This window comes from Nonomuraea endophytica (assembly GCF_014203235.1).
Lineage (GTDB): Bacteria > Actinomycetota > Actinomycetes > Streptosporangiales > Streptosporangiaceae > Nonomuraea > Nonomuraea endophytica.
This window is the reverse complement of the sequence record NZ_JACHIN010000001.1, coordinates 459,188-472,851: the sequence shown is the minus strand read 5'-3', so window position 1 is coordinate 472,851 and position 13,664 is coordinate 459,188. Positions and strand designations below refer to the sequence as shown.

The 13,664-nt window shown below is 69.2% G+C and carries 13 protein-coding genes; 9 read left to right on the top strand and 4 right to left on the bottom strand.

The window, feature by feature from the left end:
• Window positions 1-6 precede the first annotated feature (6 nt).
• The 4 genes from HNR40_RS02130 to HNR40_RS02115 are packed head-to-tail and all read left to right on the top strand — an operon-like array spanning window position 7 to window position 4,002.
• Complete coding sequence (locus HNR40_RS02130; protein ID WP_184957950.1) at window positions 7-2,316, top strand: AfsR/SARP family transcriptional regulator; 2,310 nt, start codon at window positions 7-9, stop codon at window positions 2,314-2,316.
• 5 nt (window positions 2,317-2,321) lie between these two features.
• Complete coding sequence (locus tag HNR40_RS02125) at window positions 2,322-2,960, top strand: neutral zinc metallopeptidase (RefSeq protein ID WP_312896153.1); 639 nt, start codon at window positions 2,322-2,324, stop codon at window positions 2,958-2,960.
• Window positions 2,961-3,015: 55 nt separating this feature from the next.
• Complete coding sequence (locus HNR40_RS02120) at window positions 3,016-3,273, top strand: WhiB family transcriptional regulator (protein WP_184957949.1); 258 nt, start codon at window positions 3,016-3,018, stop codon at window positions 3,271-3,273.
• Between the two features lie 9 nt (window positions 3,274-3,282).
• Complete coding sequence (locus HNR40_RS02115; RefSeq protein ID WP_184957948.1) at window positions 3,283-4,002, top strand: CPBP family intramembrane glutamic endopeptidase; 720 nt, start codon at window positions 3,283-3,285, stop codon at window positions 4,000-4,002.
• A 206-nt stretch (window positions 4,003-4,208) separates the two neighbouring features.
• Here the strand turns inward: HNR40_RS02115 and HNR40_RS02110 are convergent, their stop codons facing one another.
• Window positions 4,209-4,928: a PIG-L deacetylase family protein gene (locus tag HNR40_RS02110; protein WP_184957947.1), complete on the bottom strand. Its 720-nt coding sequence runs from the start codon at window positions 4,926-4,928 to the stop codon at window positions 4,209-4,211.
• Between the two features lie 125 nt (window positions 4,929-5,053).
• Between HNR40_RS02110 and pcrA the strand changes: the two genes are divergently transcribed.
• Together pcrA and HNR40_RS02100 are read left to right on the top strand one after the other, a co-directional pair.
• Window positions 5,054-7,270 (top strand): DNA helicase PcrA, encoded by a 2,217-nt coding sequence (pcrA, locus tag HNR40_RS02105; RefSeq protein ID WP_184959377.1) that lies wholly within the window; start codon window positions 5,054-5,056, stop codon window positions 7,268-7,270.
• Window positions 7,271-7,512: 242 nt separating this feature from the next.
• The gene (locus HNR40_RS02100; RefSeq protein WP_184957946.1) at window positions 7,513-8,379 is read left to right on the top strand and encodes a phosphotransferase family protein; all 867 of its coding nucleotides are present in this window, start codon (window positions 7,513-7,515) and stop codon (window positions 8,377-8,379) included.
• Window positions 8,380-8,514: 135 nt separating this feature from the next.
• Here the strand turns inward: HNR40_RS02100 and HNR40_RS02095 are convergent, their stop codons facing one another.
• Window positions 8,515-9,054: an SUKH-4 family immunity protein gene (locus tag HNR40_RS02095; RefSeq protein ID WP_184957945.1), complete on the bottom strand. Its 540-nt coding sequence runs from the start codon at window positions 9,052-9,054 to the stop codon at window positions 8,515-8,517.
• A gap of 396 nt (window positions 9,055-9,450) precedes the next feature.
• The gene (locus HNR40_RS02090) at window positions 9,451-10,359 is read right to left on the bottom strand and encodes an oxidoreductase (protein ID WP_184957944.1); all 909 of its coding nucleotides are present in this window, start codon (window positions 10,357-10,359) and stop codon (window positions 9,451-9,453) included.
• Between the two features lie 51 nt (window positions 10,360-10,410).
• Between HNR40_RS02090 and HNR40_RS02085 the strand changes: the two genes are divergently transcribed.
• Together HNR40_RS02085 and HNR40_RS02080 are read left to right on the top strand one after the other, a co-directional pair.
• Window positions 10,411-10,830 (top strand): MerR family transcriptional regulator, encoded by a 420-nt coding sequence (locus HNR40_RS02085; protein ID WP_184957943.1) that lies wholly within the window; start codon window positions 10,411-10,413, stop codon window positions 10,828-10,830.
• A 23-nt stretch (window positions 10,831-10,853) separates the two neighbouring features.
• Entirely contained in the window at window positions 10,854-11,465 is a 612-nt protein-coding gene (locus tag HNR40_RS02080; RefSeq protein ID WP_312896152.1) for a Uma2 family endonuclease, read from the top strand.
• Between the two features lie 15 nt (window positions 11,466-11,480).
• Here HNR40_RS02080 and HNR40_RS02075 read toward each other — a convergent pair whose 3' ends face one another.
• Complete coding sequence (locus tag HNR40_RS02075; RefSeq protein WP_184957942.1) at window positions 11,481-12,386, bottom strand: L,D-transpeptidase; 906 nt, start codon at window positions 12,384-12,386, stop codon at window positions 11,481-11,483.
• A gap of 141 nt (window positions 12,387-12,527) precedes the next feature.
• Between HNR40_RS02075 and galE the strand changes: the two genes are divergently transcribed.
• The gene (gene galE, locus HNR40_RS02070; RefSeq protein ID WP_184957941.1) at window positions 12,528-13,511 is read left to right on the top strand and encodes a UDP-glucose 4-epimerase GalE; all 984 of its coding nucleotides are present in this window, start codon (window positions 12,528-12,530) and stop codon (window positions 13,509-13,511) included.
• Window positions 13,512-13,664: the final 153 nt, after the last annotated feature.

Here is a 13,664-nt window from a genome sequence, read left to right as displayed (position 1 = left end):
AGCGCCATGTTCCGCGTTCTCGGCCCGCTCGAGATCACGGTGGGTGAACGGCTGGCGCAGCCCCCCGGGCCGCGCCAGCGAGAGCTCCTCGCTCTGCTGCTGCTGCGCGCCAACCAGGTGGTCTCGATCGGCACCATCGTCAGGCTGGCCTGGGGCGAGCGGCCGCCACCCACCGCACGACGGCAGGCCCAGAACTGCGTGGGACGTCTGCGCAGGCTCATGACCGACGTCGGGCTGTCCCCGAAAACGATCGTGACGACCCCGGGAGGCTACCTCCTCAAGGTCGCCGACGATCAGCTGGACATGCTCGCGTTCCTGGCGCGGGCCGACGAAGGACGTGCCCTCGCGGGGGCAGGGCACGTCTGGAAGGCGAGCAGACGCTACCGGTCGGCGCTGGCGCTGTGGCGCGGGCCCGCCTTCGACGGGGTCGAGCTCGGGCCGCTGACCGGAGAGGTCGAACGGCTCGACGAGCGTCGCCTCGCCGTACTCGAAGACTGCCTGGACCTGGAGCTGAAGCTCGGCAAGCACGCGGCCGTCGCGGACGAACTGGCCGTGCTCGTCTCGCGGCACCCGCTGCGCGAGCGCATGTGGGGACAGATGGTGCTCGCCCTCTACCGCTGCGGCCGCGAGCACGAGGCACTGATCGCTTTGGAACGCGCCCGCGCCCGCGCCCGCTTCGAGCCGGGCGAGCGGCTGCTGGAGATCGAGGCGGCGATCCTGCGCGGCGACGCGGGTGTCCCCGAACGGCCCGGCAGGCTGCCCGCCGACCTGCCCGACTTCACCGGGCGCGAGGAGGAGACCGGCGCGCTGGCCGCTCTGCTGAGCCGCGAGGCCGGAGCCGTCGTGTCGGGGGAGCCGGGCATCGGCAAGACCGCGCTCGCCGTGCACGTCGCCCACCGCGTCAACGGCAGCTACCCCGACGGCCAGCTCTTCGCGAGCCTGCGCGGCAGCGGTCCGGCCGAGGTGCTGGCCGGGTTCCTGCGGCGGCTGGGCGTGCCCGGGCACGCGGTGCCCGACGGGATCGAGGAACGCGCCGAGCTCTACCGCAACAAGCTCGCCGGGCGGCGCGCGCTGATCGTGCTCGACGACGTGGCCGACGCCGCGCAGGCCCGCCCGCTCCTGCCCGAGGCCCCGCGCTGCGCGGTGCTCATCACCAGCCGCTCCGGCCTCGACGAGCTGACCGGCGGCTCCCGGCTGCCGGGATTGGGCGGGATGTCGGCGGGCTCCGTTCTGCCCGGGCTCGGAGGTCTGGCGGATGAGGCGTTTCGCTCGGAACCGGGAGGAATGGCGGAGGGGGCCTTCCGCTCCGGTCTGGGCGACGCGACCGCCGGACCGCCCGGGTCCGGGCCCCTCCCGGCCCGGCCGGCGTGGCCGGCCTGGGCGGGGATGTCCGGCTTCGGGGCACGCCAGAGCCGCCCGAGCGCGCCCCGCGCCGGCCTCTCGCTCGTCGAGCTCGCGCCGCTGGAGAACGGCCCCGCGATGACGCTGCTCGCCAAGATCGCGGGTGCGGGCCGCGTGGCTGCCGAGGTCGCCGCGGCGCGCGATCTGGTACGGCACTGCGGCGGCTCGCCTCTGGCCATCCGCGTGGCGGCGGCCCGCCTGACCGCCGAGCCCCGGCTGCCGGTGAGCTGGATGGCCGACCGGTTGTCCGGCCACGCGATCCCCCGAACCCCGCGCTCCGACGGCCAGGACCCCGAGGCTTTGGGCTGGCCCGCCGCCGAGGTGCTCGGTCTCGGGTATGCCGGGCTGCCCGAGCCCGCCCAGCGCTTGTTGCGCCTGACCGGCCTGGTCGAGGCCCCGGACTTCGCGCCCTGGGTGTGCGCCGCGCTCCTGGACGCCGACCTCGCCGAAGCGGAGGAAATGGCAGAACGCCTGGTGGAGGCCCAACTGCTGGAGCGCACCGGACCGGCGCGCTACCGGCTGCAGGACGTCGTCCGCCGGTTCGCCGCCCGGCGTACCGGCGGCGACGAGCGGGCCGAGGCGCTGGGACGGCTGCTCGACGGCTGGCTCGTCCTCGCCGACCAGGCCAACGGGCTGCGGTTCGGCGGCGGCAGCGGACCGCCGGAAGGACGCTGGACCCCGAAGGGCGTCGCCGTGGGCGATCCGGCCGACTGGTTCGAGAGCGAGCGTCCCGGCCTCGTCTCCGCCGTACGGCAGGCCGCTGCGGAGGGCCGCGCCGAGCACTGCTGCCGCCTGGCCGTCGCCCTCGCCCGCTTCCTGGAAGGCGCCGGCCACCTCGACGATCTGGCCGAATGCCTGAGATTGGCACTGGCCGCGAATCCGCAGAGTGAACCAGGGCACACTTGGGCATTGTGAACCACGTGAAGCGTCCCCTCGCGCTCGTCGTGCTCATGGCGCTGTTGTCCGCCTGCGGCCTGGTCCCCGCCCCGTCCATGGACGCCACCGGCAAGGACACCTTCGAAGACGACGTGAACTCGGCGAGGGTGCTGAGCGAGGAGTACTGGAAGCAGCAGTTCGCCGCGCTGGGCCGGACGTACCGGCCGGTCACGGAGTTCGTGGCCTATGAGGGCGAGGGCGGGCCGAGGTGCGGCGGGCAGCCGTCCGTGCCGAACAACGCCTTCTACTGCCCGGCCGGGCACTTCATCGCCTACGACGCCCGGTGGATGCGCGGCCTGTGGGAGGAGATGGGTGACGGCTCCGTTTATCTGATCATCCCGCATGAGTTCGGGCATGCCGTACAGGCGCAGCTCGAAACGTCGTTCCAGCTCAACGTGCAGCAGGAGCTCCAGGCGGACTGCTACGCGGGCGGCACCCTGGCGGCCCTGGTGAAGTCCGGCGCGCTCCGCGCCGAACCCGGTGACGAGCAAGAGCTCCTGCTCAACCTCGCCGCCGCCGGCGACCCCGACGAGGACTGGTTCAACCCCCAGGCACACGGTACGGCCGAGCAGCGCCAGGCCTCCTTCGCCGTCGGCTACCGCGATGGAGTAGGCGGCTGCTGAGAAGTACGACCACGGGATGATGCGCGCCGCCGCCGACCCGGTCTAGCGTGGTGCCATGCCGTTGGGAGAGATCAGCTGGCTGCGCAGGGGCGCCTGCCGTACCAGCGATCCTGAGCTGTTCTTCCCGCTCGCGCCGAGCCCCGGGCAGGAGGCGCGGGCCAAGGCCGTTTGCGCCGGGTGCCAGGTGCTCGACCAGTGCCGCGACTACGCGCTGAGCGCCGGCGAGTCCGAGGGCATCTGGGGCGGGATGACGCCGGTCGAGCGCCGTCGCGCCCGCTTTCCCACCGGCTGGCACAGTCCGGCCGCCAGTTAGCCTGCAGTGGTGCTGCTACGTTCCCTCGCCGTGCTCACCGCGGCCAACATCCTCAACAACCGGATCGCCCCCCGCCTCGGCCCGCTGACCTCCGCCGCCGCCACCGCGGCGCTGGTCGCGATGGCCCGCAGGTCCGGGCTGACCTGGGAGGATCTCGGCTTCCAGCACGGCCGCAGGGGCGCCGTGGCCGGTGGCGCCCTGTTCGCTGCGGTGGCCGTCGTCTACACCGCGGGCATCTCCCACCCGAAGACCCGCCCCCTGTTCCACGACGACCGCGCCCTGTCCCTGACCCGCGCCAGAGTCCTGGAGGAGGCGCTGGTGCAGGTCCCGTTCGGCACCGTGCTGCTGGAGGAGGTCGGCTTCCGCGGCGTCCTGTACGCCGCCCTGCGTCGCCGCCACGGCACGGTCGCGGCGACGGCCGGATCCTCAGCCGTGTTCGGCCTGTGGCACATCCTGCCGTCGATCGACATGGCCAAGGCCAACCCGGCCCTGGGCGCCCTGACCGCCGCCGAGTCCCCCACCCACCTCGACACGGCGCGGGTGGTGGCGGGCAGCGTGGTGTCCACGGGGGTGGCCGGCGTGGCCTTCTGCGAACTCCGCCGCCACGCGGGCCTGGCCGCCCCAGTGCTCCTCCACCTGGCCACCAACTCCCTGGGCTACCTGTTCGCCCGCCTGTCCACCCGCCTGCCGGCCCGCCTTTCAACACCCTCCGAACCCCCGACCGCCTGACAACCCGCCCACGCCCCGGCCTCACGGGCTGCCTGCGCCCCCTTGCCCTGGCGCGGGTAGTTGGGGGGTGTTCCCGGTCGGGTGGGTAAGGGGGCGTCGTGACGGCGCCCGGCCCCGTGCGGGGTCAGAAGCGTCCCCCTGGAGGCCCTCAGCCATGTGCGGTGGGTGGGGGTGGGGGTGGCTGCGCCGTAAAGGATGGAAGGCTTTTAGGCGGTAGAGACGATCTGGAACGGCTCGGCGGCGCGGCCGGTGGGGAGGCCGGCGGTGGCGCCGTTTTGGAGGAAGCGGTCGCGGACAAAAGCCTCGAACCCCTCCCGATGCGACACCTGGCTCACATGGGACAGCAGCGCGGCCACCTTGCGGTCGAGGGCGTCGGTGATGTCGACCCAGTGGTTCGGGGTGGAGCCGCCGTTGAGCCACACCTCGCGCACCGTCCACTCCGTCAGGCCCTCGTCGCGCAGCAGCTCCGGGAAGGCGTAGGGGTTGCGCGCGTCGGGGTAGACGGCGTCCAGCGCGGCCCCGCCGACCGCGCGGTGGTCCGGGTGGCTCGGCGCGATGAACTGGTAGTTGCGGTCAGGATGGTGGGTGATGACCAGGTCCGGGCGTACCTGCCGGATCACCCGGGCGATGTCGCGCCGCAGCTCCAGGGACGGCACGACGCTGCCGTCGGAGTAACCGAGGAAGCGCACGTCGGTCACGCCCACCGCCTTGGCGGCGGCCGTCTGCTCGGAGCGGCGCAGTTCGGCCATGCCGGCGTTGTCCTGGGTGCGCTCGTTGCCGCCCGCGTCGCCGTCGGTGACGAGCAGGTAGGTGACCTCGACGCCCCGATCGACCATGAGCGCCACAGTTCCGGCCGCGCCGAAATCCGCGTCGTCCGGGTGTGCGGTGACCACCAGCACCCTGTTGACCTCGTTCTCCGCCAGCATGGCATCCCCTTTCCGATCTCTCCTTGGGCACAACCAGAGGGCCCCAGTCGGCATTCCGAGTCACGATTGTCGGTGGGGCGTCCTAACCTAGGGGCGTGCCGACCCAAGTCTCTCTAGACCACCCACTGCTCGACGGCCTCAACCCGCAGCAGCGCGAGGCCGTGATCCATCACGGCAGCCCGCTGCTCATCGTCGCGGGCGCGGGATCGGGGAAGACGAGGGTGCTGACGCACCGCATCGCCTACCTGCTGGCCGAGCGCAAGGTCCACCCGGGCGAGATCCTCGCGATCACCTTCACCAACAAGGCCGCCCGAGAGATGAAGGAGCGCATCGACAAGCTCATCGGCCCCCGCTCCAAGGTCATGTGGGTGATGACCTTCCACAGCGCCTGCATGCGCATCCTGCGCAAGGAGGCCAAGCGGCTGGGCTTCCCGTCGAGCTTCTCGATCTACGACCAGGCCGACTCGCAGCGGCTGATGGCGATGGTCTGCCGGGAGATGGACCTCGACCCGAAGCGCTACCCGCCGCGCGGCTTCTCGGCCCAGGTGAGCAACTACAAAAACGAGCTCATCGACTACGAAACCGCGATCGACCGGGCGAGCAACCACCTGGAGAAGACGCTCGCCCAGGCGTACAAGGCCTACCAGCTCAAGCTGACCGAGGCCGGCGCCATGGACTTCGACGACATCATCATGAACACGGTGACGCTCTTCCAGCTCTTCCCCGAGGTGGCCGAGCACTACCGGATGCGCTTCCGGCACGTCATGGTCGACGAGTACCAGGACACCAACCACGCCCAGTACATCCTGATCAGGGAGCTGGTCGGCCACCCCGAGCTGAAGACGGCCGACGGCGAGCTGGTCCGCACCGGGTCCGACATGTCGGAGCTGTGCGTGGTCGGTGACGCCGACCAGTCGATCTACGCCTTCCGTGGCGCGACGATCCGCAACATCCTGGAGTTCGAGCGCGACTATCCCGACGCCCGCACGATCCTGCTGGAGCAGAACTACCGCTCCACCCAGAACATCCTGGCCGCCGCCAACGCGGTCATCTCCCGCAACGAGGGCCGCAAGCCGAAGAACCTCTGGTCCGACCAGGGTGACGGTCCCAAGATCGTGGGGTACGTCGCCGACAACGAGCACGACGAGGCCATGTTCGTCGCCCAGGAGGTCGACCGGCTCTCCGACGAGGAAGACGTCAAGCCCGGCGACGTGGCCGTCTTCTACCGGACCAACGCCGCGTCCCGGGTGTTCGAGGAGATCTTCATCAGGACCGGCCTGCCGTACAAGGTGGTCGGGGGGGTGCGCTTCTACGAGCGCAAAGAGGTCAAGGACCTGCTCGCGTACCTGCGCGTGCTGGCCAACCCGGCCGACGTGGTGTCGATGCGGCGCATCCTCAACGTCCCCAAACGCGGCATCGGCGACCGCGCCGAGGCGATGGTCGAGGCGCTCTCCTCGCGGGAGAACATCACGTTCTGGGACGCGCTGCGCCGCGCCGAGGAGGCCTACGGCATGGCCACCCGCTCCCTGAACGCGGTGCGCGAGTTCGTGGCCATGCTGGAAGAGCTGATCGCCAAGGCCGAGGGCGTGCCGCCGTCCGCGCTGGCCGAGGAGATCCTGGTCGCCACCGGCTACCGCGCGGAGCTGGAGGCGTCCGAGGACCCGCAGGACGAGTCCCGGCTGGAAAACCTCAACGAGCTCATCTCGGTGGCCCAGGAGTTCGAGGAGGCCAACCCGGAGGGCACGCTGGTGGAGTTCCTGGAGCAGGTGTCGCTGGTCGCCGACGCCGACCAGATCCCCGAGGCCGACGGCGGCCAGGGCGTGGTCACGCTGATGACCCTGCACACCGCCAAGGGCCTGGAGTTCCCGGTGGTCTTCCTGACGGCCATGGAGGACGGCGTCTTCCCGCACATCAGGTCCCTGGGCGAGCCCAAGGAACTGGAGGAGGAACGCCGCCTGGCGTACGTGGGCATCACGCGGGCGCAGCAGCGCCTGTACATCACGCGCGCGGCCGTACGCAGCTCATGGGGCGCCCCGTCCTTCAACCCCGCCTCCCGCTTCGTCAACGAGGTACCGGCGGCGCTGCTCGACTGGCGTACCGACCCGGAGAAGTCCGCCAGGACCGCCGCCGTCCGCCGCGACCCGACCCCGGCACCGGCCAAGAAGACCTCCCGCGCGGTCCCTAACCTGACGCCGGGGGACCGGGTGACGCACGACGCGTTCGGCCTGGGCACCGTGGTGTCGGTGGACGGGGTGGCCGAGCGCACCAAGGTCAAGATCGACTTCGGGAGTGGAGGGGAGAAGACGCTGCTGCTGGCGTACGCACCCCTCGAAAAGCTCTAAGGGCATCGTCCTCGCCATGGGAGCGCTGCGCGCCTGAGGGGCTTGGGCTGGTTTGTGTGGGGAGCCTAGCTCCCCCACGCCCCCTTGCCGGGGGCCCCGGACCCCCGGGTGTGGGCCGGGCGCGGCGCGCTAGGTGTCCGGCCTGTAGGGCTATGGTCGGGTGTTCGCTGACATTAGCCGCGTCGATTGACGAACTCGCCACCCACGGCACGGCAATCGAAGCGGAATTGAGGAGAGCGCCGATGGAGATGTCCGACATCACGCGTGCGATCGCGGCTGCCACTTCGATAGCTGAATCGCTCGGCCTAGCAACCGACGACGCGACCATTCTCCACAACTCGAACAAGCTCACACTGCGGTTGACGCCGTGCGACGTTCTTGCCCGGGTCGCGCCTGTGGGACAAGAGGTCGCACAGTTTGAAGTCGAACTCGCCCAACGGCTCGCCGAGCTCGGATCCCCGGTGGGCCTCCTGGAGCCCCGGGTGGAACCGAGGGTGCACACGCGCGACGGCTTCGTAGTGACGCTGTGGACCTTCTACGAGCCCGCGACACCTCACGTCTCACCAGCCGACTACGCCGAGGCGCTGGAGCGGCTGCACGCCGGCATGCGCAAGGTCGACGTGCCGAGCCCGAGCTTCATGGACCGGGTCACGGAGGCGGAAGACGTCGTCGCCAACCCGGATCGCTCGCCGGAGCTCGCCGACGCGGACCGTGTGTTCCTCAGCGGCAGGTTGGCAAGCCTGCGCCGGGCGATCGAGGACCGCGGCGCCGTTGAGCAGTTGCTGCACGGCGAGCCGCATCCAGGCAATGTGCTCAGCACCAAGAACGGCCCGTTGTTCATCGACCTGGAGACGTGCTGCCGGGGCCCCGTCGAGTTCGACCTCGCGCACGCTCCCGAAGAGGTCTGCGAGCACTACCCGAACGTCGACCAAGAGCTGCTGGACGACTGCCGGCAGCTCGTCCTCGCGATGGTCGCAGCGTGGCGCTGGGAGCTCGGCGACCAGTTCCCGGATGGGAGGCGATTCGGGGAAGAATTCCTCCGCTTGCTGCACGATGGTGCACCCGGGCCGACCCTCGACGCGGTAACCAGGCAACTGGGCAGCAGGTAGAAGTCACCGAAGGTTCGGGGTGTCGCGGGTCCATCCGGGCGGCGAAATAGTCGCGGGCGGTGATTGCGATCAGCCAGGGTTTGAAGCGTTCAGGTTGGCGTCTCGGATTCCTTGAGCGCGGCGCAGCTGGTGTGGTTACCAGAGCCAGCGATCGAGGAATTCTGCCCAGATGAATCCTTGGTAGCTGTCGAAGGCGGGTGGGTCGATCGCCTTGAGTTCGTCGGCGAGGCGCTGGAGTTCGGTCAGGGCCTCGTCTTCGTGTTCGTCGGGGTCGTTGAGGATGGGCGATTGACTGACGTGCCGGCCGTAATGGTGCAGGGTGCGCAGCCAGAGATCGATGGTGGAGTTGGCGAACCAGGCATCGCCGCCCGGCAGAACGTAATAGACGATGCCGGTGTTTGGCTGGGTTCCGAAGGACCAGGTCAGACCCGGTTTGATGTCGCCGTGGTGGTTGCGGGTGAGCCTGTAGAGCGGTTCGGAAGTCGTCGTCAGCGTGGGATGGGGCTCGGGCTGGAAGTCGACGTGCTCAATGAGCTGATCGACGATGGGGATGCCGGTGCTGATGAGTGTCAGCTTCTGGCTCTCGGGGATCTGCCAGTCGGCAATCGCCGTGCGATTGGCGCGGATGACTCGCTGGGCTCCAACCCAGGAAGCCAGGTCGTGGAAGGTCGGCATTCAGGCTCCGGGGGCTTATCCGGGGCTGCGGCGCCTCGGAGATCTAGGAGGGGAAGTGCCTCGCGGAATTGATCGACAATGCCTTCGACGCCTTCGACGAGATCATGATTTTAGAGGTGGCGGCGCGACGATGTGCGCCCCGAGCTCAAATGCCTTCCATTGGCGAACTGCTCAACCGTGCTTTGATACGGCATCGCTTCCAAGCTGCCACATTTCATAATTGGAGAAGAAGGCCGGGACCACGCGGTCCGTGAAGAACACCAACGGCAAGCGAGATCCCTGGACAAGACCGGGCTGAAGCGTGCCCAGAACGGAACTCGGCCTCGCGATCCTCGACCTCGTGCGGCCCCGGCGCACCACGACCATCACGATCAACGGCGCTCAACAGACTTTCCCTCAGCGAAAGGCGTCCATGCCGGTCAGCTTGGCGGAGAGCTCCCAGAGCCGCGCCGCGCTCACCGGGTCAACAGCCCACGGCTTGACCCCGCCGACGAGCATGTCGTCCGTGGTCGCGGGCGCGGCGACCGAGCAGTCCTGGCAGTAGGCACCGCCGAGCCCGTCGAGCGCGGGCGAGGTGGCCGCCCACGTGGCGGTCGCCGCCCCCTGGGCGGGCGTCTTGAACCCCTCAGCCGGCCGCCCGTCGGCCGTGATCCACCCCTGCGCCACCTGCTCCTCGTGCGGGATACGCCGCTGGAGTGGCGTGAGAATACTCCCCGGATGTACGGCATGCGCCTGGATCCCCAGCCGGTCCAGGTGCACGGCGAACAGGGCGTTGGCCGTCTTCGACTGCGCATAGGCCAGCCAGTGGTCATACCCGTAGTGGAAGTGCGGATCGTCCCACCGCATGTCGGAGAGGAAATGCCCGGACGAGGTCACCGAAACCACCCGCGTAACCCCCGGCACCAACGCCGACCGCAGATGGTTGACCAGCGCGAAGTGCCCGAGGTGGTTGATCGCGAAGTGCGCCTCCCACCCATCCCCGACCCGGGTCTCCGGCCAGGCCATGATGCCCGCGTTGGCGATCACGATGTCGAGCGTCGCCACCGGCAGGGAGAACCCCCGTACACTCCCCAGATCCGCCAGATCAAGCGGAAGAACATCCACCCGATCGATCCCGAGCAGCGCCCGCCCGGCCACCTCGGTCCGCCGGGCGGGCACGATCACCCGCGCCCCCGCCCGGCTCAACGCCCGGGTGATCTCCAGCCCCAGCCCCGAGTACCCGCCGGTCACCAGCGCGTTGGAACCCCGCAGGTCCACCCCGTTGAGCACCTCGTCGGCCGTGCTCCATGCCCCGAATGTCGTCATGCCGAGGAGGCTAGAATCTAGAGTGCGCTCTAGGTCAAGGAAGGGTTCCTGATGTCCCTGTCGATCGGTGACGTGTCACAGGCCACCGGCCTGAGCGTGCACGCGCTGCGCTTCTTCGAGCGCGAGGGCCTCTTCCTGCGCGACATCCCACGCACACAAGGAGGCCAGCGCGCCTACGAGCGGCCCGACGTCGACTGGCTCCTGCTGTGCAACCGGCTGCGCGAGTCCGGCATGCCGATCGCCACCGTCAAACGCTTCGCCGACCTGGTCAAGGAAGGCCCCGGCAACGAGCCCGACCGCCTGGCGCTCCTGCGTGAGCACGAACGCCAGGTCGAGGCCAAGATCGACGAGCTGCGCGCCTGCCTGGCGGTGATCCACGACAAGGTCGTCGTCTACGAGCGTCACGTCGAGGCCGGCACCGCCACCGGCCTCTGGTCCCCGCCACTCGATGCGGAACCGCGACGACCCTAGTAGGATCTGCCTACGATGGAGTGGTGTCGGAGACAATGATGAACGGCCTGCCCGAGTGGGCGTCGGATCCCCAGACGCTCACCCTGACAGAAGACCGGTACGACACACTCCCCGATCAGGTGCGCAAGCTCATCGAAGTGATCGACGGGAACGTGATCTTCTGCCAGAGCGGCACACCGGAGCACAGCGACGTGTGTCGGCGGCTGGCCAATGCGCTGGAGGCCGCGAAACCCGAGGAGCCCTGTCAATGGGTTTCCACTGACATCGACATGTACTTCGTCAAACGCCGCCGGTTGGACGGAAAGCTGTCTTTCCGTCGCCCCGACGTCCTTGTATACGGGTGCATCGAACGAGGTGGCAAGGTCGCGACCACGGACGCCGAGCTGGTTGTCGAGGTCGTTTCCCCGGGATCCGGATACACCGACACCGTCGACAAACTCGCCGAGTACGCTCACGAAGGCATCCCGATCTACCTCGTGGTGTATCTGGATGACGAGTTCTACGTGCGTTCCATCCGGGAGTACCGCCTGGACTGGCCAAGCCGTACGTACCGCTTGGCCGAGACCCATGAAGGCGTTCTGGAACTCGAGCGGCCCTTTCCCGTCAGCGTGCCGTTCAAGGAGCTCGACGGCTGAGGTCGCCCCAGCATCTCAACGGGGGAGGGCGCTGCCCTTTTTCCACTCGGTCCAGTTGAGCTGCCAGTAGCTCCAGCCGTTGTTCCAGTCGAGCTTGCGCTTCGTGCCGGTGATCTTGATGACGTCGCCGCGCTGGGCGATGCCGTAGAACCACTTGGCGCCCGCGGGGGTGGCGCGTACGCAGCCGTGGCTCTGGTTGCTGCGGCCGAGGAAGTGGTAGTAGCCGGCGCTCTGGTGGACGTACTCGCCGCTGTCGGAGATCCGCACCGCCCAGGGGATCTCCTCCTTGTAGTAGCGGGGGTCCTTGGGGTCGGTGACGCCGAGCCACGAGGAGGTCATGGTCTCGACGGGCTTCTTGTTCATGGCGAGGTGGATGCCGCTGGTGGTCAGGTAGACGTCGACGCCGTTCTTGACCAGGCCGCCCTTGCCCGCGCTGATCGGGATCTTCTTGGCGAGCTTGCCGTCGCGGGTGACGCGCATGACGTGCTTGCGGGTGTCGACGACGGAGATGTTGGCGGGGCCCACGGCGAAGCGCTGGGTGACGTCCTTGACGGACTCGTTGCCGGGCAGCTTGCTGAGCTGGGCGGTGAACGTGACCTTCTGGTGCGGCTTCCAGTAGAACTTGGTGCGGTAGATGACCTTGCGCGCCGACACCCAGCGCCAGGCGCCGTCCACGGGCCGCTCCGACTGGACCTGCAGCAGCGCCTCGACCGCCGCCTTGTCCTGCACGTCGCGGTCGAACGTCACGATGATGGGGAAGCCGACGCCGACCTTCTCCTTGTCCTGCCCCATCGGGGTGATGTCGGCGATATCCAGCTTTTTCGCAGCGGCGGGGGTGACGGCCGCGGCGGGCTTCGCGTGCGCGACAGAGGGTACGGCCAGCAGGCCGCATGCCAGCGCGACGGCGACGAACAATCTCACTTGGGTACTCCGGGGACAAAGAGGGTGGTGCGTTCCAGAAGTAAGACAAGTGACGGGTGTGGTTGGTGCGTCCGATCCGGGTAACGATCTTGCAACGGCTTTTGGCGTGGGGCTTGGGCCGCGGTGGGTAGGGTGCGGGCTGTGCGAGTACTCATCAGCGGTGGAGCAGGCTACATCGGCAGCACGATCGCCTCGGCGTGCCAGGACGCGGGCATCGCCCCGGTCATCCTGGACAACCTGGTGACCGGTCGCAGGGAGTTCGCCGAGGGGCGGGACTTCTACGAGGGCGACATCGCCGACGGTGCCCTGATCGACCGGATCTTCACCGACCATCCGGACATCGAGGCGGTCGTCCACTGCGCCGCGCTGATCGTGGTGCCCGACTCGGTGGCCGACCCGGTCGGCTACTACCGCGCCAACGTCGCCAAGAGCCTCGACTTCGTCGACCACCTGCTCAGGAACGGCTGCCGCCGCCTGATCTTCAGCTCGTCCGCCTCGATCTACCAGGCCGGCGACGACTTCACCGTGGACGAGCAGTCCGGCCTCGACCCGCAGAGCCCCTATGCCCGCACCAAGGCGCACTGCGAGGCGATGTTCGCCGACATCGCGGCCACACAGCCGATCGACGTGCTGTCGCTGCGCTACTTCAACCCGATCGGCGCCGACCCCAAAATGCGCACCGGCCTCCAGCTACGCCGCCCGAGCCACGCACTGGGCAAGATGATCGAGGCGTACGAGCTGGGGGAGCCGTTCCAGATCACCGGCACCGGCTGGCCGACGCGCGACGGCTCCGGCATCCGCGACTACATCCACGTCTGGGACCTGGCCACCGCACACGTGGCCGCGCTCAGGCGCTTCGACACGGTCATCTCGCGGGCCCACGTGATCAACCTGGGGACGGGGGACGGCACGACCGTGCGGGAACTGGTCGACGCCTTCAACGCGGTCGTGGACCGGCCGGTCGAGGTGGTCGAGACCACCGCCAGGCCCGGGGACGTGGCCGGCGCCTACACCCGCAGCACGCTGGCCGGGGAACTCCTGGGCTGGACGGCCGAACACTCGGTCGCCGAGGGGATCAGGCACTCGCTGGAATGGGCCCGGATCCGGGACACCCGCCTGGCGTGAACGCCGTCGGCCGGCCAAGGGGGCGGCGTCACGGCGAGAACCACGTGAGACTGCCGGGCGGCGCTGGAGGCCGGACGTGGGTACGGCGGGGCGTGGTGGGCGCGGCACCGCCGTAACAGCTGAAACCGCCGTAAGAGCTGAAACCGCTGTAAC